The sequence below is a fragment of the Pseudarthrobacter sp. KH_020_B genome, from assembly GCF_057840185.1.
The window spans coordinates 1584987-1603483 of sequence record NZ_CM174506.1; the positions used below are offsets into that span (position 1 = coordinate 1584987).

The following is an 18497-nucleotide window of genomic DNA, read 5'->3' on the forward strand; positions in this document are numbered from 1 at the left end:
CGGCAGGCGTGCGCCCGCCATAATGAACCTATGAACGTTCCGCAGCCGGGCACGGTGCACGCCGTACTGGAGAACTTCCTGGGCCATTGGCGCGGCACCACCCGGCTCGACGCGTCGACCTGGGGGCCCCAGCGCACCGCCTCGGCGGAAATCAGCTACACCAGGGCAGCCGCGGGCTACGCCGTCGTGCAAAGTTACAGGCACACCGAAGCTGATGGCACGCACTTTGAAGGCCACGGCGTTTTTACTGTCGACCGCGACCACAACGACATCCTCTGGTACCACGTGGACAGCATGGGCCAGCCGCCGGGAGCCCCGGTCCGCTGCACGTGGGTGGAGGGTGTGCTGCGGGTCGAGCGCCACAGTGACCGGGGGACTGCCCGCCATACATTCCGCGTGGACAACGGCGTGCTGATCCACACCGCGGAGCTGCGCCTCGGCGACGGCCAGGACTTTGTCCCGTTCATGACCTCCGAGTGCCGCCGCATCTGAACAGTCCCGCCCCTGCGCGAACGGACACTTGAGGCCCTGCCTGTTGGCGCGAGAGGACAGTTAAGCCCCCACCTCTGCGCGAGCGGACACTTGAGGTCCTGCCGAGAACCGACCCTCAGCCTGCTGATTCCAGAATCCTTGTCCGCGGCGCGCCGTTCAAGGCGGGCGCGGCGGAGGGGGAATTCCACACCTTACTCTTCAGGTTCGCCAGCAATTGCTCAGCCTGGGCACGTTCGTTGAAATCGAGTTCCACCACCACGTACTGGGAATCATCCACCGGCTGGGAAATGCGGTGACGGACGACGCCGGACGCGGCGCGGTCCACCGGATCCCGGTCGAAGGCCGCTTTCCACATGCCAAAGTCCTTGATGCCATGTTCGATTTGTAGGGTATACATTCCGGGTTCTCCTTAGAGGATCGCGTCAGTTGATCGCACTTGTTTGCTTCCGTGCTTTTCCTCATCAGTCCTCTGCCGGGAGAATCCGCACGGTTCCGCTGCGTTGCGTACTGTCACGGTAACCGCTGGCCGGTTTGGCGTGTATCCCAGAAATCTGGGGGTCTTGGCAGGAGGCGCCGGTAATGGCGACAGAGCGCATACTGGGGTAATGACCCCCGGCAGGCCCTGGAACCGGAGCCTTGAACGGATCCGGCTCATCGGCGATTCCGCCCCGGATCACCACTCATTACGCGCCGCGGTGCTCGCTGAAGTAGGCCGGGTGCTTCCGTTCAGCGCCTTCGTGTGGCCCCTCGCAGACCCGCTGACGGCGACGGGGATTTCGCCCATGGCCCGGATTCCGTGCCCGGAGCAACTACCGTTGCTGATCCGCCTTAAGTATCTGACGCTGGCGGGTCGGTGGACGCAGTTGGCGACCAGACCGTCGCCCGTGACGACGTTGCTGCGGGAAACTGCGGGCGATCCATCACGAAGCCTGGTGTGGGATGGACTGATGAGGCGCTACGGAGTGACCGATGTCCTGTTCGCAGTGCTGGCGGATAAACACGGGTGTTGGGGTTGGCTTGACCTCTGGCGAACAGATCCGGACGATCCCTTTAGCGTCGAGGAAATGGAATACGTTGGTGACGTGGTGCACGAAGTGACGCCCGCCCTTCGTCGGTCGGTAGCCCGGCAGTTTGCCATGGAACGGTCTCGCGGATCCGACCCCGTAGGACGCCATACTGTCCGTGCGCGGGCATCAGCCACCGGCGGAGGTCCGAGGCCGAACTTGCCTCAGCAGGCTGTGCTGACTCTGGATGCGGACATGGCGGTGGTGGGAGGAACGGCTTCTGTGGAGGAGTGGCTGGGAGTGCTTCAAGCTGGCCCGCGTCCGTTTCAGCGCGTACCGGCCGAGGTCCTCAACGTCGCTGCCCAGTTGCTGGCGCGTGAGGCGGGCGTGGATCGCCATCCTGCGTCTGCCCGTGTGCATGTAGGGTCGGGCCAGTGGGCCATACTCCAGGCCAGCCGGATGGATTCCACAAGCACTGCAGCCATTCCGCCATTGGCTGTCACCATCCAGGCATGCCCGCCGGAGTTGAGGCTTGATATGTTTGCCCGGAGCTTCGGACTGACAACGCGGCAGCGGGAATTACTTGAGCTTGCTGCCAGTGGCGCTGACACCAACTCCATGGCGGCTGCCTTGGGGATTGGGGCCTACACCGTCCAGGATCAGTTCAAACAGATTTTCGACACGTGCGGCGTCCATAGCCGCACGACGTTGTTGGCACTGGCAATGGGAACGGCCCAGTGACCGACCGGCCCAGTGACCGAACCTCTGAAAACCGGGCGCGCCTGATGGGCCCAGCTCAAATGGCTGTCCTTCGCCGACTTGTACTGGACGGCGTTCCGCAGGCACCGGCGGTCCGAGCTGGCCAAAAAACTCAGGCGCCTATTGGGCGCCCGAGGGCCTATCAAGCCAGCCCGGCAGGGGGTCTTCCAGGTGCGCGGCGCGGTCCGGGTAAATCGTGCCTGTGGCGAAGTCCTGGGCCGGTGGCAGGCTAGAGCCCAGCGCAAGGTCGAGTCCTGATTCCAGGTCCGGATCGGCGCCCGTGCCTGCGTCGGGCATGGGGATGTTTGATGGCCACGTCGGTGGTTCCCAGTCGGGGTGTTCGCTTTGGTAGTGGCGTCCGGACGGTGATATCCAGCCGGGTGGTTCGTTCGTGGTGGCTGCTTTGGGTGTCCAGCCGCTCGTGTGTCTGAGCCTGTGGTGCCGGGGACATGGCTGGCCGAGATTTGAGATGCCGGAGGTGCCGCCGTGGGCCCAGGCGAGGATGTGGTCCGCCTCGTTGTCCAAGGACTGGTTGCTGCAGCCCGGGAAGGGGCAATTCCCGTCCCGTAGCCGTAGCCATTGGCGTTGGGCTTTCGTGACGCGGTAGCTGGTCCGCCCGATCTCCAGGGGTGCGCCGTCTCGGGGGTCGATCAGGACCCGGTGGAAGGACTCTGCGCCCTCGGCGATCAGGTGGCGGGCCATGGACGGCGGGATCGGCCCGTACCCGTCCAGCATGGCCGGCTCCTCGGTGAGGCCCAGCAGCGACATCACAGGAACCGTGACGAGGACCTGCGCCCGCGGCGAGGGAACACCATCAGCAAGACCGCTGCCCATTTCACCACTCCCATCACCGGTGCCGCCGAGGAGCCAGGTGGCGATGGTGTCGGCGCGGAGCTGGGTGAGGGTTCGCCCTTCGTCCGGGCCTTGGAGGGCGCGGGCGGCGGTGGTGGTGCGGTCCCAGATCCCGGCGGCCTGATCGGCGGGGAGGTAAGCGGAGAGCCAGGCCATCCCGTCGCGGTCCGGGGCGTACTCCACCCGGCGGTCGGCCATGCTGCGGGTGTGGCGTTTTTCGATGCTGACCGGGTGGTGGCGCTCCCGCCAGGTGCGGGCCTTGTGCCGGAACCTCCCGGGGATGAGCTCACCGGCAGGACCCCGTGCCGGGTTGGGCGCGCCGGGGTCCAGGAAATGCGCCTCAAGCGCTTGGGCACCGGCGGGGTCGAGGTTGGTGGTTTCGTCGACCATGATCCTCGCGTGCTGCCACGAGATCGTGCCGGCCTGGAGCGCCGAGAACGTTAACGGCAGGGCCGTGGTCAGGACGTGCGATTCGCCGAGCAGGGCACCGGCACTGCGTTCGCTGACTGTCAGGGCACACGCGACCTCGGCGACCACGGCCATCTCCTGCCCGCGGTTGTCCTGCGGCGACTGGGCCTGGCCCGCAAGGACTTGGGCGGCGTCGGCATAATCGGCTACCGCATGGACCTTCAGGGCCGCCAACTTCGCCTCCCCGCGGCCAACTTCAGCCAGCACCTGCAGGGCCATCTCAGCCCTTCGGCGCAGCGGATCAGCACACGGAATCGAGGCATCGGCGGATTCACGGAGCACCACAGCAAGGTCGGTAAAGGACACCGCAAGTGCCTCCGCCTTCGCCACAGCTGCTCTGCTATCCATACTCAAATCATCCCCGGAGGGTCTGACAATAACGGCGAGGCTGAATGGCTATGTGCATAACTCTGCGACTAGGAGAACGCTCAAAGCTTCGATCCGAGCTTCCAGCGGGGTCGCTGCAGTTCAGGGCCCGAAGTGTCCCCTCGCGCGCAGTGGTTCTTAGGTGTCCGTTCGCGCTGTTTGCGAGGTGTCCTACCCGCCGGCGAAAGGAGGCAGCACGTCAACCACATCGCCCGGTTTTAACACAGTTGTGCGGTCCCGGACTGCAACCTCGTTGAGCAGGAAACTGCTCCGGGACAGGATGCGTTGCAGGGGAGGAGTGCCGGCAGGCGGTTCGGCGCGGTCCACGGCCACGACTGACTGCAACAAGTCGGCCACTGTTGCCCCTGCAGGGAGGTCGAAGAGCTCCTCTTCCACCCCCGCGGCGGCGCGTGCAGCAGCAAAGTAACGTACGTTCAAGAATTCAGCCTCCGATGGCGCTCATGCTGCGGTCCGGCTGGACAAAGTCCGGTGCGCCGAGACCCGTGTGGTCCATGCCGTGGGCCTTTGGCTTGACCCACATGGCGTCCTGCCAGCGTTCAGCCAGGGCTTCGTCACTGGCGCCCTCCCGCAGCAGACCCAAAAGATCAAACTCCTCACGGGAGAACAGGCAGCTCATAATCTTGCCCTCGGCGGTGATCCGCGTGCGACGGCAGTCTGCGCAGAACGGCTCCGTGACGGACGCGATGATCCCCACGGTACCCAGCACCGGCCCGCCAGCTTCCGGCGCCGGCGCCGCGGCCCCGGCCACCCGGCGTCGTACTTCAAAGCGCTCTGCGGGGGCTCCGTCGCGAGCGCGGGGATCGGGACTCAGCACAAAGTCGCGCGAGAGCAAGTCGCGGATCTCGGCCGCCGTGATCATGTTCCGCCGCGTCCAGCCGTGGTCCGCGTCAAGGGGCATCTGCTCGATGAACCGGAGTTCGTAGCCGCGGTCCAGCGCCCAGGCGAGCAGGGACGGCGACTCGGTGTCGTTGATGCCCCGCATCAGCACGGCGTTGAGTTTGACGGGGCCCAGACCGGCCGCCCATGCGGCGTCCACGCCTGCCAGGACGCGGTCCAGGAAGGGGCGCCGGGTCAGCTTGGTGAAGGTCTCTTCGTGCAGCGAATCCAGTGAGACATTGATGCGAGTCAATCCCGCAGCCTTCAGCGCGGCAGCCTTTTTGTCCAGGCCCACGCCGTTGGTGGTCATGGAGATCGGCAGCTCCGGATGATTGCTTCGCAGGGCCGCAATGATGTCAACCAGGTCTGCCCTGACCAGGGGCTCCCCGCCGGTCAGGCGCAGTTCGCGGACACCGAGCAGGTCCACACCAATCCGGACAATCCGGACGATCTCCTGGGCGGACATGACAGCCTGCTTGGCCAGCCATTCAAGCCCCTCGGCCGGCATGCAGTATGTACAGCGCAGGTTGCACTTGTCCGTCAGTGACAGACGCATGTCCGTGGCCCGGCGGCCGTATTGGTCCAGCAGCCCCGGCGCCACGCCAGCCGGCCGGGCAGGCGGCAGGCCCGGCCCTGCACCTTCCCGGGGTTGCGGCATGCCTAGCTGAACACTCATGAATTCAGGCTACGCCACGTTTACGTCCGGGATCACGCCCATGACGCCCGGGATCCGGTCCATTTGCCGGAAGTCCCCCTGAACGGTGGCGAACCCGGCGCTGCCGGGGGCCCGGCGAACCTATGCTGGAGAGGTGAACAGTTCCCATCCCGTGCAGGAAGTGGCCGACGACGGCGCCACCTCGCCAGGGCGCTCGGGAACCGACGGTGCCGCTCAAGGCAGCCGCCGCTGGGCCGCCGTGTCGGGAGCAGTGGCTGCCGGCGCCGCCGTCGTAATAGGGGAGCTCCTGGCAGGGCTGTTCAGTCCGTCCCTCTCGCCCCTGACGGCAGTAGGCGGGGCCGTGATCGACGCTGTTCCGCCTGGGGTGAAGGACTGGGCGATCTCCCTGTTCGGCACCGCCGACAAGGCAGTGTTCGTGGGCGGGATGCTGCTGGTCATCGTCGCCGTCGGGGCCTTGGCCGGGATCCTGGAACAGCGCAGGCGGTTTTTCGGTGCAGCGGTGATCGCTGTTTTCGGGCTGGTAGGGCTAATAGCGGTCCTAACCCGCGCCCAGATGACCCCCGCCGCGGCTGTCGTGCCATTGGCCGCAGGCCTGTCCGGCGCGCTCCTGCTGGGATGGCTGATCCGCCGGCTCCGCGAAGGATTGCGCGTCGGTGGCGTCGGGGCGCAAAGTGCCGCAAGGACAGAAAATGCCGCGGGGACAGCAACAACCGCCGGGCGGCGCACGTTCCTGCAGGTCTTGGCTGCGAGTGCCGGGGCCACCGCCGTGGGCGGGGTTGTGGCCGCGGTCTGGCGAGGTGCCGCCGCAGGGATCAGCACTGCCCGTGAGAAACTGCGGCTGCCTGCCGCAGCCTCGCAAGCGCCCGCCATCCCGGCCGGCGCCGAGGTGAGCCTGGACGGAATGCAGCCGCTGGTCACACCGAACCGTGACTTCTACCGGATCGACACCGCCCTGATCGTCCCTTCCCTCGACCCCGAAACCTGGGTACTCCGGGTCACCGGGTTGGTGGAACAGGACATTGACCTGAACCTGGCGGATCTGCTGGCCAAGCCCCTGATCGAACGGCACGTGACCATCGCGTGCGTCTCCAACGAAGTGGGCGGGGACCTGATCGGCAATGCCCGCTGGCTTGGCTGGCCGGTGCGGGAACTGCTGGCCCTTGCCCGGCCCCAAGCCGGTGCGGACATGGTGCTGTCCCGAAGCTCCGACGGCTGGACGGCAGGCACCCCGCTGGAGGTCCTCACCGATCAGCGGGACGCCCTGCTCGCTGTGGGGATGAACGGCGAACCGTTGCCGCTGGAACACGGCTTCCCGGTCCGGATGATCGTGCCCGGCCTATATGGCTACGTTTCCGCCACCAAATGGCTCACGGAACTCCGCGTCACCAGGTTCGCGGACGACGTCGGCTATTGGACCCCGCGCGGCTGGTCCGACCGCGGCCCCATCAAAACGTCCTCGCGGATCGACGTGCCCCGCACCGGCCGGCGCGTGGGTGCCGGAACGGTCATGTTCGGCGGCGTTGCGTGGGCCCAGCACACCGGGATCGGCAAGGTGGAACTCCGCGTCAACCGCGGTCCGTGGCAGGAGGCCCGCCTCGCACCCGGGATTTCGCTGGACACCTGGTACCAGTGGCAGCTTGGCATCGAGCTGACGCCGGGCCAGTACGAGGTCCAGGTCCGCGCCACGGACCTCAACGGCGAGCCTCAGGTGGAGGAACGGCGGCCGGTTGCTCCCGACGGGGCCACCGGCTTCCACACGATTAGAGTTGACGTGAATCCATGACGGCCCGGACCGAAGGCAGGACCATGCACAGCCCTCCGCACCAGCACGGCCACACACACCACCAAGCCTGGTCCGTTGCCCTGCACCGCGCCGCAGTCACCGAACTGCTGACGCCCCTGCTGGCCCAGGGACGGACGGAAACGCTGTCACTTCGCGACGCGCTGGGCAAGGGCCTCGCCCAGGACGTGATGGCCCCCCTGAGCCTCCCGCCGTTCGCCAACTCCCAAATGGACGGCTTTGCCGTCAACAGCTTGGACGTGCCCGACGGCGGTGCGGAGCTGCCCGTCGTTGTCCCCGTTCCGGCAGGTGCCGTGCCGGCGGCCCTCGACCGTGGCACTGCCGCCCCCATCATGACGGGAGCCATGATTCCTGCCGGTGCTGACGCCGTCGTGCCCGTGGAACGTGCCGTGCCGGACCGGTTCCCCGCCCCGGGGGAAACAACCACTGTGTGGTTGCCGACGACGGCGGCCGGCACGTTCGTGCGGTCGGCCGGAAGTGATATTGCGGTGGGGGAGCGGGCGCTGTCCGCGGGAACCTTCCTCGGCCCGGCGCAGCTGGGGCTGCTGGCGGCCCTGGGGTTCGCCGAAGTTACCGTACGCAGGCCGGTGACCGTCCTCCTGGCCACGACGGGCGACGAAGTAGTGGAACCCGGCCAGCCCCTGCCAGCCGGCAAGATTTACGATTCCAACGGAACCCTCCTCGAAAGTGCCATGCGCCAAGCGGGCCTGGCCGTGGTGCGCACGGCCATCGCCTCGGACCATCCTGACGAATTCCGGGCACTGCTGCGCAGTAATGGGGGTGCGGCGGACCTGATCGTCACCGCGGGCGGCGTCAGTAAGGGAGCCTACGAAGTAGTCCGCCAGGCCATGGAAGGCCAGTCCACCGAGTTCCTTCACGTAGCCATGCAGCCCGGTGGTCCGCAGGGCATCGGGACCTTCGACGGGGTGCCCTTCCTGGGATTCCCGGGAAATCCGGTCAGCTGCCTGGTTTCCTTCGAAATGTTCCTGCGGCCCGTGCTGGCTGAACTGTTTGGCTCGCCTGCACCGCGGATCCCTGTCCGTGCGCGGCTGGGCCACAGCCTTTCGTCTCCCGAACACAAGCACCAGGTCCGGCGCGGAACCCTCCAGGGGGACGGAACCGTCCGTCTTGAGGGGGGCGAAAGCTCCCACCTTATGCACGCCCTCGCCGGCTCCAACGCGCTGGTGCACGTGCCCGTTGGGGTCTCGGCGCTCGCCGAGGGTGACGAGGTGGAAGTATGGATGCTGTGAATCCAGAACATAGCCAGTCCGCGCTGACCCACCTGCGCCAGGACGGCAGCGCCCAGATGGTGGACGTGTCCGCGAAAGCCGAAACCACCCGGGAAGCCACCGCCATGGCCACCGTCCGCACCACCGGCGAAGTGCTGGGCCTGCTCGGATCCGGCGGGCTGCCCAAGGGTGATGCCCTGGCCGTGGCGCGGGTTGCCGGCATCATGGCCGCAAAAAAGACCCCCGAACTCATCCCGCTCTGCCATCCTTTGCCGCTGTCGAAAGTCACCGTGGACTTCGAGCTCGGAACCGACTCCGTGACGATCCTGGCCACGGTCAAGACCCGTGGGGTCACGGGCGTTGAGATGGAAGCGCTGACGGCGGTCTCCGTGGCCGCCCTCAGCGTGTACGACATGATTAAGGCCGTCGACAAGCACGCCGTGCTGACCGACATCAAAGTGCTGGCGAAAAGCGGCGGCAAGAGCGGGGACTGGACACTATGAGCACTGAGAGCACGTTCCTGCCGGAGCCGCACACGCCTCAGCCCCACCTGCCGGAGCCGCACACGCACGGCGAGGTGCAGGGCCGCAAGGCCGGGGTTGTCATCGCGTCCACCCGGGCTGCGGCTGGCATCTATGAGGATGAAACCGGGCCTGTCATCATCGACTGGCTCACCGAGCACGGCTTCGAGGCCTACCCCGCCATGGTGGTGCCGGATGGCGAGTCCGTTGGCGCGGCGATCCGGGCCCTCCTCACCCAGCATCCCGCCGTCGTGATCACGAGCGGAGGTACCGGTCTCAGCCCCGACGACCGCACGCCTGACGTCACGCTGCCCCTTCTGGACCGGGAAATCCCGGGCATCATGGAGGCCATCCGACAGGCGGGCGCGGCCAAAACTCCGCTGGCGGCCCTCAGCCGCGGCCACGCCGGAGCTGCGGGAAAGACGTTCGTTGTTAACCTGCCCGGGTCACCCAAGGGGGTCATGGACGGCCTGTCCGTGCTGGACCCGTTGATCGGGCACCTGTGCGACCAGTTGGAGGGCGGCCATGGGCACTGAATCGGTTTTCGAAGTGGTCCACGCGGTACTGAGCGCGGAACCCATTTCCGTGGACCAGGCCATCGCTGCAGTGGAGTCTGACACCGCAGGGGCCGTGGTCAGCTTCAGCGGCGTGGTGCGGAATCACGACGGCGGCAAGGCAGTGGAGCGGCTCAGTTACAGTGCGCACCCCACGGCTCACCAGGTGATGGCCGACGTCGTCGCCCGCCTGGCTGCCGAACATGCCGGCGACGGGACCGCCACGCAGCCCGTGCGGATCTGGGCTGCCCACCGCATCGGCATGCTCGAAATCGGAGATCCAGCGCTGGTCTGCGCGGTCTCGGCAGCGCACCGCGGACAGGCCTTTGCCGTCTGTTCCGAACTCGTGGACCGCATCAAGGAGCAGGTCCCCATCTGGAAGGAACAGTTCTTCGCCGACGGCACGGTGGAATGGGTGGGCGCAGGCAGCTGACCCCTGCTGGTCTCCGTTGGCCAGGACCTGCATGGGCGTTCCCGGCCGCGTGCGAGGTAACGCACAGCCTTCGGTTCAATCCCGCACCCGGCCCGACGGTAGGGTTAACTTCATGACCGAACAACTCTCCGTGCCCACCCGCGTGGCTGTCCTGGGCGCCAACGGGCGCATGGGCGCCGAAGCCGTTAAGGCCGTTGAAGCCGCCTCCGACCTCGTGCTCGTAGCCGCCCTGGGACGCGGCGACTCGCTGGACGATCTGGCCACGTCGGGTGCCCAGATCGTGGTGGACCTTACCGTCCCCGAGAGCACCGAAGCGAACGTGCGCTACGCCGTCGAACATGGCATGCACGCGGTGGTGGGGACCACCGGCTGGGACTCCACCCGGCTCGCTGCCCTGGAAGCACTTCTCGCGGAGAACGCGGAAACCGGAGTGCTGATCGCCCCCAATTTTGCCCTCGGCTCCGTGCTGGCCTCGGCCTTTGCCGCCAAGGCTTCCAAATATTTCGAGTCCGTGGAAATCATCGAACTGCACCACCCGGAAAAGGTTGATGCGCCGTCCGGGACCGCTGTCCGCACCGCACAGCTCATTGCCGCCGAGCGCCAGGCGGCGGACGTTCCGCCCAGTCCTGACGCGACCACCAGCGAACTCGCCGGCGCGCGGGGTTGCGACGTTGAGGGAGTCCGCGTTCACAGCGTCCGGCTGCGCGGGCTGGTGGCCCACCAGGAGGTCTTGCTTGGCGGCCCGGGGGAGCAGTTGACATTCCGCCACGATTCCTTTGACCGTGCCTCCTTTATGCCCGGCGTGCTGCTTGGTGTGCGCAACGTTGCCGCGCATCCGGGCCTGACGGTGGGCTTGGACGGCTACCTGGACCTGGGGCTCTAGGCCGTGGGCGAGTTCCTGGCTGTTTTCCGGAAGAACCGCACCAAGATCTGGGTGGGTGCCGTCACGCTCCTGCTGGTCTTCTACCTGGTGGTGTCCTTCCAGCGCTCCGTGCTCTTGTTGATGGACAGCAACCCCGCCGCCAAGGCCATCGGGGCTGCCTATCTGGTCCTCCCCGCCATCGGCGCCTGGGCGATGATCCGCGAACTGCTGTTCGGTGCGCGCACGGAACAGATGGCCAAGGTGTTGGAGGCTGAAGGCGGGCTCCCGGTAGACGAACTGCCGCGCACACCGGCCGGCCGGATCGTCCGCTCGGCGGCGGATCTGGAATTCGAAAAGTACAAGGCCGAGGCCGAAGCGGCACCCGGTGACTGGCGTTCGTGGTTCCGGCTCAGCTGCGCCTATGACGCTGCCGGGGACCGTAAACGGGCCCGCGCGTCCATGCGCGACGCCGTGAAGCTGTTCCGCGGCCGGGTTCCGGCCTAGGTTCCGGCCCAGGCGCCTGCGCGTCGCGGCCCGCGCCGCGGCGGCAGGTCACCGCGCCAGGTTAGCGCGCACCGGCTCGTCCGCCGCGCCCCAGCTGGTTGGCCGCATGGCCCACGAGCTCCAGTGGTCCCCGCCATTTCAGGAGTACAAAGACGATGCCCACGGCTATGGCCGTCGCGGCATGCGCCCAGTACACCCCCTCCTCGGTCCAGCCGGCGGGCAGCGGCTTCAGGTAGAACGCCGAAACCACCCACACATGCGCCGAGTAGAGCGTGAGTGTCATGGCTCCCGCACCGCGCAGCGGCAGCAACAGGTCCAGATCCAACCAGTCAGCCAGCCTGCCGAGCAGGAGGAACACACCCACGACGGCGGCGGCCACGCCGCACGTGTGCACAAGATCCAGGGTGGTGGCCGAATGCGGCGCCGCGGCGGCCAGCCACCACCAGGATCCTTCCTGCCGGATTCCCGTGAGGTTGACCTGGAGGACACTGTCCAGCGGGTAGCCGGGGGCGTTCAGGACTGCCTCCAGCGCGGCCCGGCCGCCCCAGTTCTCCATTGCGGCCGTGCCCAAAGCCTTGGCCAGTGCGGCCACCGCAGTCCCGCCTGCGAGCAGCAGGACAGGAACCATCGCCTTGGTGAGCGCCAGCCGGCCAATGACAAGGCCCACCAGCAGGTATGACAGCCACTGGAACACCGGGTAGTAGCCGGTCAGGAACAGGTCCCCCAGCAGAGGGAAGGGCGTCGAGAGGTCTTCCCAGGACGGGTTGTGACCCAGGTTCAGGGGCGGATTGGCTGCCATAAGCCAGGGTCGGAGCAGATATGCGAGCACCGGGGAAACCACGATCCAGCCGGCGGCCCAGGCGCACAGCGCCTTCAGCTTCAGGCCCAGGAACGGCAGGATGCACAGGAACAGCACCGCGTAGTGGACCAGGATGATCGCAAGGTTCACTTCCAGCCCGCCCAGTGAGAGCCCGACGGCGGCAATCACCAGGGCGCGCAGTGCGATGCCGCGGCGGGCTGCGTTCAGGGCAGTCCCTTCCGGCGGCACCTGCTTGCCGGTGGACAGTGCCAGGCCCACGCCCGCCAACACGGCAAACAGGGCTGCCGCGCGGCCGGAGAAGGTCAGGCCGATCCACGTGGGGGTGAGGTCGGCGTTTGCCTCGAAAGTGGGGAGCAGATGCGTGGCCATCATGCCAAGGAGCGCCAGCCCCCGGGCTGCGTCAATACCGCGGAGCCGGCCCGCGGCCCGTGAGGTTCGAGGCACCCGCGAGGGTCTTGCCGGGGCACGGGACGTCATGAGGCGATGTTCTCACACCAACCTTTGTGGCGGCTGTCAAGAGCCGGCCGGAAACACGGTCTTGTAGACCTTGTGTTCGAATATATGTTTCCTTCAGCCCTTGGCTGGATGTCTTTGACGTAGCCTACGGGCGGCCTACGACAGTCACGCGGGCTTGTGCGAAGCGTTATCTGGAGTGTTGTCCACGAGTTCACGGATCCGTCAATTTGGCCTGTTAGAACGGATGCCGGTCACATGATCCTGATTCCAAGGAGCCGCCATGCCCTGGTCCGTTCAACGAGTGATTCAGCAAGATGGAGAGGAGTCCTGGACCGTCACAGACCCCTCGTACGACGTCGTGGCTCCAGTGGACCGATTTCTTGCCCACCTGGGTGCTGTGGACCGGTCGCCCGGGACCGTCAGGTCCTATGCCTTCGATCTGCGGGACTTCTTCACCTTTCTCGAGCAGTCCCAGGTCCGGTGGCGGGACGTGCAATTGGAGGACCTTGGCCGCTTCGCCAACTGGCTGCGACTCGCTCCCGCCGAGCGATCGGGACAACTGCGGCGCCTGACGGGCCCGGCGGAGCATTGTTCGGCGACGACGATCAACCGCAAGTTATCTGCGGTCGGGTCGTTCTACCAGTTTCATCAGCAACACGGGGCGGCCTTCGAGTTCATGCCGCTGTCGCGCCGGCGTGGCAGCAGTGGATCGTGGAAGCCGTTGCTTGCCCATCTTGGTGGTTCGGCCCGCCTTGGGAAAGAACTAAAGCGGCGGAAGCCGGCCCGGATACCGCGGACGCTCAGCCAGGGTCAGGTCTCCGCAGTCCTTGATGCGTGCGACCACCTGCGGGACCGGCTACTTTTCGCCCTGCTGGCTGGAACCGGGATGAGGATCGGTGAAGCGCTTGGGCTTCGGCATGAGGACATCGACGCCGCTGAGTGCATTGTCAGGGTGCGGTCCCGGCGGAACGCCAACAACGCCAGGGCCAAGACCGGCGACCGTGATATTCCCGTCCAGCCCGGTCTGGTACGGATGTTCGCCGATTACCTGTTCGACGAGTACGGCACGCTGGATTGCGACTATGTCTTCGTGAATCTCTGGTCGGAGCCCGTGGGCCGTCCGATGACGTATCAGGCGGCCCTTGACCTGGTCTCCCGGCTTAGAGCCCGCACGGGGTTTCACTTCACACCGCACCAGTTCCGCCACACATATGCCACGGACCTGCTTCGGCGGAACGTCCCGTCTGAGGTGGTCCAGAAACTGCTGGGCCACTCATCGGTCGCGACCACGATCGACACCTATTCCCACCTCGACATCCGGCACGTGCGGAAGGCACTGGCATCGGCGGGCTGGCTGCCCGACAAGCCAGAGACCGACGGCGATACTTTCGGTCCGAACCAAAAGGGGGCCGCTGATGACCAGACGTGAAGTCAGAGGCGGTCCCACGGGCCCGGGCGACGCCCTGCCACGGATGCGCCTTGCCCTTTCACCCCAATTTGATGCCGCTGTGATTGTCCTCGATGACGCTGACCTGGCGGGAAACCTGTTCCCGCTCTGCAGCATTGCAGGGTGCGTCCGATTCCTCCGCACCAAGCAGATGTGCCAGACGCACCTCTACCGGTGGAACAAACTCGGCCAGCCTGGTCTCGATGAATTCCAGGCATTGTCGGGGCCGGCTACCAGACCTGAAAGGTTGGATCTGGGCGGCTTGCCGGACAGGCTACGCATCGAGCTGGCCTTGGCCATCCAGCTCCTGGCTTCCCAACCCAGGGATCGGCAACGGTTCCGGTCACAGGACCTCCGCAGTCTGCTCAGCACGCTGAGGCAACGGGAGGCAGGGTCGTTACTGAGCCATTCCGGCGACCAAATCACCGAACTCCCGGAGGCTTCGTCGGCGGTACGCCGGGCACACGCGGGACTGTCCTCGGCGCTGGAACATTTTCTGGAACCGCCCAACGCTTCGTCGGAATTCGAGCGCGATGTCTGGCGGCTCGAGGTCATGGGATTCAGGGGCAGGACCGGCCAGCAGGGCAGGTTGCGGTTCAACACCATGCCGCAGCCGTGGCTAAGGCTGCTCGCGAAACGGTTCATACGCTGGCGGATCTCCACCGGCACGAGCTATTCCCAGCTCAACCGGGACATGACAGCCCTTCAACGGCTGGCTGACGCTTTCACCGAACACGCCGGTGCCAACGGCGCAGTGCAGCATTTCACCCGGGAAAGCATCGAGGTCTATCTCAACCTGTTGCTTCGGCTCCGCCTCAGTCCCGCCAGCCGCAGCTACTCCCTGAGCTCGACCGCCTTGTTCCTGCGCGCGGTCCGGGAAAACAATTGGGAACCAACGCTGCCACCATCTGCCGGGATCCGAATGGGAGACCATCCCCGCCGCCCGGCAGCACTGCCCCGGGCACTTCCGGAGTTCGTCATGGCCCAAATCGAAGACCCCAAAGCGCTCGAACAGTTGGAGCAGCCACACCGGCTCATGATGCAAATACTCATCCGCACCGGGCTTCGCCTTTCCGATACATACCGCCTGGAAATCGACTGCCTCCTCACCGACAACCAGAACGCCCCCTACCTGCGCTACTTCAATCACAAGATGTCCCGCGAAGCGACCCTGCCCATCGATGACAAATTGGCCGCCGCGATCACCCAGCAGACACAGGCCGTCCGCGCCGTCATGCCGGAGGCCCTCTACCTTGCCCCTGCTCGAAAGTCCCGAAGTGGGGACCGGCCATGGAACCCCGGAACCGCCGCGGGCCTCATCCAGGTCTGGCAGACGATGATCGGGCTCCATGATGAACAGGGCCATCCGTTCCGCTTCACGGCACACCAACTCCGCCATACCTACGCGACACGACTTATCAACGCCGACGTCCCACAGGAAGTGGTCCGCCGGCTCCTTGACCACGAATCTCACGAGATGACCGCCCGCTACGCGCGGCTGAAGGACGAAACCGTCCGTCGTCACTGGGAACAAGCAACGAAAATCAACATCCACGGCGAAACCATCAGCGCCGGGCAGGATGACACGATCAATGACGCGGCCTGGATGAAAGAAAACCTGGGCCGGGTCACCATGGCCCTGCCCAACGGGTACTGCGGACTGCCACTGCAGCAGGCCTGCCCCCACGCCAACGCCTGCCTGACCTGCCCCGTTTTCGTCACCACCCCTGACTTCCTGTCAGAGCATCTCGACCATCTACGCTCCACGAATCGGCTCATTGCCCACGCCGAGACGGCAGGGCAAACGCGGGTTGTCGAAATGAACCGACGCGTCGCGGCCAATCTGGAAAGCATCATCGGCACTATCCAAAGCGCCGAGGACGGGAGCATCAACGATGCGAACTGACAACACCCATCACCTCCTGGCCGCCGCTCGCCAGCGATCAGAGAAAGCGCGTCAACAAGTGGAGGAGGCGCTCAAGCAACTGGACCAAACCACCCAACCCGCGACCGTCAGCGAGCTAGCCAGAAAAGCGGGAGTGTCACGGTCCTGGCTGTACACCCAGCCGGACCTGTTGGAGCAGCTCCACCAGCGGAAACGACCGGATAGAACGTCGCCGGCGGGGTCGTCTGTTCGGGCGTCCGAGATGTCGATGCACCGGCGGCTTGAACTGGCCCACCAACGCATCCGGCAGCTCACAGACGAGAATCGCCGTCTACAGGAGCGGCTGGCACGGGCGCACGGAGCGCTGCGCGACGCCCGACGCTGACGTTGCCATGATCCCTGTCTCGGTGCACTTGATTGTGCACGGTCCGGGCCTGTGCTCAGGGAATTGAGTGTGGAACGGGGGTTTAATTTCTGATGGCTGTTGCGGGATTTTGCCGGCTGGCCACCCACGCCGGGTAGAGGGAGCTGAGGAGTCCGGCGCAGACCGCGGCGCCGAGGCCGATGAGGGGAAGGCTGCTCGCGAGCACGGGGGTCCATCCTTGGGCGGCGGCGCCCAACAGTGTCCCGGCGATGCCCAGGGCGACGCCAATGGCGCCGCCCATCGAGGAGATGAGGAGTCCTTCGATGATGAAGAGGCGCCCGATGAATCCCCGGCTGGCTCCGATGGCCCGGAGGAGCGCGATTTCCGATGTTCGGGATTGGACGGTCAGGTACATAACTGTGGCTGCGCTGGCGGCGGTCAGGGCGAGGAGTACAGATGAAAGGATTCCGACGAATATGCCAAGGTCATTGGACACCCCGTACCGGAGCGCGTCGAGATCGGCGACGGTTCGAGTCTTGATGCTTCCCGGGCTTGCGGGGTTGAGGGTGATAGGCACGGCGCGGGCGACGGCCGCGGGGAACCCCATCTCCGTTCGTATGATGAGGGAGAGCTGAACGTCCGCGTTATTGGCGATGACACCAGGGCTGACGACGACAGAATTTTCGAGCTGTTGAAACCGGTCGTTTACCTCAAATGAGCCGACCACCGGTACGCGGACCCCGTCTATCCAGACGGCGTATCCGGGGCTGAGGGTCATTCCGTCCTGGACGGGCAGGCCCAGTGCCGTGGCAGCATTCTTGGAGACCAGCGCGACGGGTCCCACGGATGGGTCTTCCAGGAGGTGGGCGCTGGTGGCGGGTGTTACCTGGGTGGTTGCCAGGTTCATGAGGGATGTGGAGGCGCTGGCCAGCCCGATGGCTTGGCGTGGTTCCTGGCCCGTTGGGTGCAACCGGGAAATCCAAGTGTCCGCGGGGTCGACCGTGGCAAGGAATCCTGCGCCGGCCACATGGGGCAGGCTGGTGATCTTGTGCAGGTCCAGGCTCAGCTGCTGACTGGCCGTGTTGAGGAGGGGTGCCGGGTTGTCCAGGTCGACCCGGACTTCATCGAGGGCGGCGGCGGTCAGGCGGTTGCTGATTTGGGCTGATGCGGTTTCGCTCAGTCCTGCCGAGGTCACGAGCCCGCCGATGCCGAGCGCGAAAGCCAGCATCAGCAACAGTGTCCGGACGCCGCGCGTCGAAAGGGCCGACACGGCGGCAAGAACGTCATCGACCAGGCATCCCCACGGGCCCAGTCGTCCGCTTTTCTGTTCGAAGGTGGCGAGGGGTGCCCGGTGGAGTGCCGGGGCCGTTGGCTGGTCAAGGCTGGTGGTGGCGTCCTGAACAATTCTTCCGTCCAGAACGCTGATCCGGCGGGTGGCCGCGGCGGCAACGTCCATGTCGTGTGTAATGATCACCACCGTGGCCCCTGCCTGGTGGAGACTGCGGAGGTGCTCGACAACCTTCTGGCTGTTCTCGGAATCCAGGTTCCCTGTTGGTTCATCGGCAAGGATCAGGGCCGGTGAGGTGGCAATCGCACGGGCTATGGCGACGCGCTGCCGCTCACCACCCGAGAGCAGTTTTGCCCTGGCCATGGTCTTGGCTTCCAGTCCAAGCTGGGTGAGGGCGTCGGCAGCGAGCCGGGTCCGTTCCCGTATGGGGACCCGCTGGACCCGTAGCCCCATGGCGGTGTTGGAAAGGACCGATTCGTCGCCCAGTACGTGTGAGGATTGAAAAATGAATCCGAAGGCTGCCGAGCGGAGATGGTTGAGCTCCTTCTCGTTCATGGAGCCCGTATTCAGGCCCAGCACCTTGTACTCGCCTCCGGTGGGGGTATCCAGTAGGCCCAGGATGTTCAGGAGTGTGGATTTTCCGGATCCCGAGGGGCCCACGATGGCAACGAACTCTCCGGGATGGATGTCAAGGGAGATCCCGTCGATGGTGGGGGCGTCGTTGCCGGGATAGCGTCGGGACACGTCCCTGAGCGAGAGCAGCGGGGAGCCGGGTGCCGGATGCCGGACATCCTCAGCGGCTTGGTCAAGGAGGGTCAT

At 65.9% G+C, this 18497-nt stretch carries 18 protein-coding genes; 12 read left to right on the top strand and 6 right to left on the bottom strand.

Features of this window, described 5'->3' with window-relative positions; translation table 11 throughout:
• The first annotated feature begins 30 nt into the window (after nucleotides 1–30).
• Complete coding sequence (locus AC3IT0_RS07460; protein ID WP_489323103.1) at nucleotides 31–492, top strand: DUF1579 domain-containing protein; 462 nt, start codon at nucleotides 31–33, stop codon at nucleotides 490–492.
• Nucleotides 493–607: 115 nt separating this feature from the next.
• Here AC3IT0_RS07460 and AC3IT0_RS07465 read toward each other — a convergent pair whose 3' ends face one another.
• Nucleotides 608–889: a hypothetical protein gene (locus AC3IT0_RS07465; RefSeq protein ID WP_489323104.1), complete on the bottom strand. Its 282-nt coding sequence runs from the start codon at nucleotides 887–889 to the stop codon at nucleotides 608–610.
• A gap of 208 nt (nucleotides 890–1097) precedes the next feature.
• Here AC3IT0_RS07465 and AC3IT0_RS07470 point away from each other — a divergent pair, with 208 nt between their 5' ends.
• On the top strand, nucleotides 1098–2237 hold the full coding sequence (locus tag AC3IT0_RS07470; protein WP_489323105.1) for a helix-turn-helix transcriptional regulator: 1140 nt from the start codon (nucleotides 1098–1100) through the stop codon (nucleotides 2235–2237).
• Between the two features lie 138 nt (nucleotides 2238–2375).
• Here the strand turns inward: AC3IT0_RS07470 and AC3IT0_RS07475 are convergent, their stop codons facing one another.
• The 3 genes from AC3IT0_RS07475 to moaA form a co-directional block, all read right to left on the bottom strand.
• On the bottom strand, nucleotides 2376–3923 hold the full coding sequence (locus AC3IT0_RS07475; protein ID WP_489323106.1) for an HNH endonuclease signature motif containing protein: 1548 nt from the start codon (nucleotides 3921–3923) through the stop codon (nucleotides 2376–2378).
• 189 nt (nucleotides 3924–4112) lie between these two features.
• Nucleotides 4113–4379, bottom strand: coding sequence for a MoaD/ThiS family protein (locus AC3IT0_RS07480; RefSeq protein WP_489323107.1), 267 nt, complete (start codon nucleotides 4377–4379; stop codon nucleotides 4113–4115).
• Nucleotides 4380–4383: 4 nt separating this feature from the next.
• Nucleotides 4384–5514, bottom strand: a complete 1131-nt coding sequence (moaA, locus tag AC3IT0_RS07485; RefSeq protein WP_489323108.1) for a GTP 3',8-cyclase MoaA — start codon at nucleotides 5512–5514, stop codon at nucleotides 4384–4386.
• Between the two features lie 250 nt (nucleotides 5515–5764).
• Between moaA and AC3IT0_RS07490 the strand changes: the two genes are divergently transcribed.
• The 7 genes from AC3IT0_RS07490 (at nucleotide 5765) to AC3IT0_RS07520 (ending at nucleotide 11418) form a co-directional block, all read left to right on the top strand.
• A complete protein-coding gene (locus AC3IT0_RS07490; RefSeq protein WP_489323743.1) occupies nucleotides 5765–7297 on the top strand; it encodes a molybdopterin-dependent oxidoreductase in 1533 nt (510 codons plus the stop codon).
• Nucleotides 7298–7320: 23 nt separating this feature from the next.
• Nucleotides 7321–8565, top strand: coding sequence for a molybdopterin molybdotransferase MoeA (locus AC3IT0_RS07495; protein WP_489323744.1), 1245 nt, complete (start codon nucleotides 7321–7323; stop codon nucleotides 8563–8565).
• Nucleotides 8553–9047 carry a cyclic pyranopterin monophosphate synthase MoaC gene (gene moaC, locus AC3IT0_RS07500; RefSeq protein WP_489323109.1) on the top strand — a complete coding sequence of 165 codons (495 nt, stop codon included), beginning with the start codon at nucleotides 8553–8555 and terminating at the stop codon, nucleotides 9045–9047. The genes AC3IT0_RS07495 and moaC overlap by 13 nt, the downstream gene beginning before the upstream one ends.
• Nucleotides 9044–9601, top strand: coding sequence for a MogA/MoaB family molybdenum cofactor biosynthesis protein (locus AC3IT0_RS07505; protein WP_489323110.1), 558 nt, complete (start codon nucleotides 9044–9046; stop codon nucleotides 9599–9601). The genes moaC and AC3IT0_RS07505 overlap by 4 nt, the downstream gene beginning before the upstream one ends.
• Nucleotides 9591–10052 (top strand): molybdenum cofactor biosynthesis protein MoaE, encoded by a 462-nt coding sequence (locus AC3IT0_RS07510; RefSeq protein WP_489323111.1) that lies wholly within the window; start codon nucleotides 9591–9593, stop codon nucleotides 10050–10052. The genes AC3IT0_RS07505 and AC3IT0_RS07510 overlap by 11 nt, the downstream gene beginning before the upstream one ends.
• Nucleotides 10053–10164: 112 nt before the next feature.
• Nucleotides 10165–10935: a 4-hydroxy-tetrahydrodipicolinate reductase gene (gene dapB / locus AC3IT0_RS07515; protein ID WP_489323112.1), complete on the top strand. Its 771-nt coding sequence runs from the start codon at nucleotides 10165–10167 to the stop codon at nucleotides 10933–10935.
• A gap of 3 nt (nucleotides 10936–10938) precedes the next feature.
• Nucleotides 10939–11418 (top strand): hypothetical protein, encoded by a 480-nt coding sequence (locus tag AC3IT0_RS07520; protein ID WP_489323113.1) that lies wholly within the window; start codon nucleotides 10939–10941, stop codon nucleotides 11416–11418.
• A gap of 61 nt (nucleotides 11419–11479) precedes the next feature.
• Here AC3IT0_RS07520 and AC3IT0_RS07525 read toward each other — a convergent pair whose 3' ends face one another.
• A complete protein-coding gene (locus AC3IT0_RS07525; RefSeq protein WP_489323114.1) occupies nucleotides 11480–12715 on the bottom strand; it encodes a heparan-alpha-glucosaminide N-acetyltransferase domain-containing protein in 1236 nt (411 codons plus the stop codon).
• A gap of 259 nt (nucleotides 12716–12974) precedes the next feature.
• Between AC3IT0_RS07525 and AC3IT0_RS07530 the strand changes: the two genes are divergently transcribed.
• The 3 genes from AC3IT0_RS07530 to AC3IT0_RS07540 are packed head-to-tail and all read left to right on the top strand — an operon-like array spanning nucleotide 12975 to nucleotide 16411.
• On the top strand, nucleotides 12975–14123 hold the full coding sequence (locus AC3IT0_RS07530; protein WP_489323115.1) for a site-specific integrase: 1149 nt from the start codon (nucleotides 12975–12977) through the stop codon (nucleotides 14121–14123).
• Nucleotides 14110–16047 (top strand): tyrosine-type recombinase/integrase, encoded by a 1938-nt coding sequence (locus tag AC3IT0_RS07535; protein ID WP_489323116.1) that lies wholly within the window; start codon nucleotides 14110–14112, stop codon nucleotides 16045–16047. Before AC3IT0_RS07530 ends, AC3IT0_RS07535 begins: the two co-directional genes overlap by 14 nt.
• Nucleotides 16037–16411 carry a DUF6262 family protein gene (locus AC3IT0_RS07540; RefSeq protein ID WP_489323117.1) on the top strand — a complete coding sequence of 125 codons (375 nt, stop codon included), beginning with the start codon at nucleotides 16037–16039 and terminating at the stop codon, nucleotides 16409–16411. Before AC3IT0_RS07535 ends, AC3IT0_RS07540 begins: the two co-directional genes overlap by 11 nt.
• 82 nt (nucleotides 16412–16493) lie before the next feature.
• Here the strand turns inward: AC3IT0_RS07540 and AC3IT0_RS07545 are convergent, their stop codons facing one another.
• The gene (locus AC3IT0_RS07545; RefSeq protein ID WP_489323118.1) at nucleotides 16494–18497 is read right to left on the bottom strand and encodes an ABC transporter ATP-binding protein/permease; all 2004 of its coding nucleotides are present in this window, start codon (nucleotides 18495–18497) and stop codon (nucleotides 16494–16496) included.

Excerpts from the sequence above, each read along its gene's own strand:
- AC3IT0_RS07535 (WP_489323116.1), top strand. The coding sequence starts at position 14,110 with ATGACCAGACGTGAAGTCAGAGGCGGTCCCACGGGCCCGGGCGACGCC.
- AC3IT0_RS07540 (WP_489323117.1), top strand. The coding sequence starts at position 16,037 with ATGCGAACTGACAACACCCATCACCTCCTGGCCGCCGCTCGCCAGCGA.
- AC3IT0_RS07470 (WP_489323105.1), top strand. The coding sequence starts at position 1,098 with ATGACCCCCGGCAGGCCCTGGAACCGGAGCCTTGAACGGATCCGGCTC.
- AC3IT0_RS07465 (WP_489323104.1), bottom strand. The coding sequence starts at position 889 with ATGTATACCCTACAAATCGAACATGGCATCAAGGACTTTGGCATGTGG.
- AC3IT0_RS07475 (WP_489323106.1), bottom strand. The coding sequence starts at position 3,923 with ATGGATAGCAGAGCAGCTGTGGCGAAGGCGGAGGCACTTGCGGTGTCC.
- AC3IT0_RS07545 (WP_489323118.1), bottom strand. The coding sequence starts at position 18,497 with ATGACCCTCCTTGACCAAGCCGCTGAGGATGTCCGGCATCCGGCACCC.
- AC3IT0_RS07525 (WP_489323114.1), bottom strand. The coding sequence starts at position 12,715 with ATGACGTCCCGTGCCCCGGCAAGACCCTCGCGGGTGCCTCGAACCTCA.
- dapB (WP_489323112.1), top strand. The coding sequence starts at position 10,165 with ATGACCGAACAACTCTCCGTGCCCACCCGCGTGGCTGTCCTGGGCGCC.
- AC3IT0_RS07460 (WP_489323103.1), top strand. The coding sequence starts at position 31 with ATGAACGTTCCGCAGCCGGGCACGGTGCACGCCGTACTGGAGAACTTC.
- moaC (WP_489323109.1), top strand. The coding sequence starts at position 8,553 with ATGGATGCTGTGAATCCAGAACATAGCCAGTCCGCGCTGACCCACCTG.
- AC3IT0_RS07510 (WP_489323111.1), top strand. The coding sequence starts at position 9,591 with ATGGGCACTGAATCGGTTTTCGAAGTGGTCCACGCGGTACTGAGCGCG.
- AC3IT0_RS07495 (WP_489323744.1), top strand. The coding sequence starts at position 7,321 with ATGCACAGCCCTCCGCACCAGCACGGCCACACACACCACCAAGCCTGG.
- moaA (WP_489323108.1), bottom strand. The coding sequence starts at position 5,514 with ATGAGTGTTCAGCTAGGCATGCCGCAACCCCGGGAAGGTGCAGGGCCG.
- AC3IT0_RS07505 (WP_489323110.1), top strand. The coding sequence starts at position 9,044 with ATGAGCACTGAGAGCACGTTCCTGCCGGAGCCGCACACGCCTCAGCCC.
- AC3IT0_RS07530 (WP_489323115.1), top strand. The coding sequence starts at position 12,975 with ATGCCCTGGTCCGTTCAACGAGTGATTCAGCAAGATGGAGAGGAGTCC.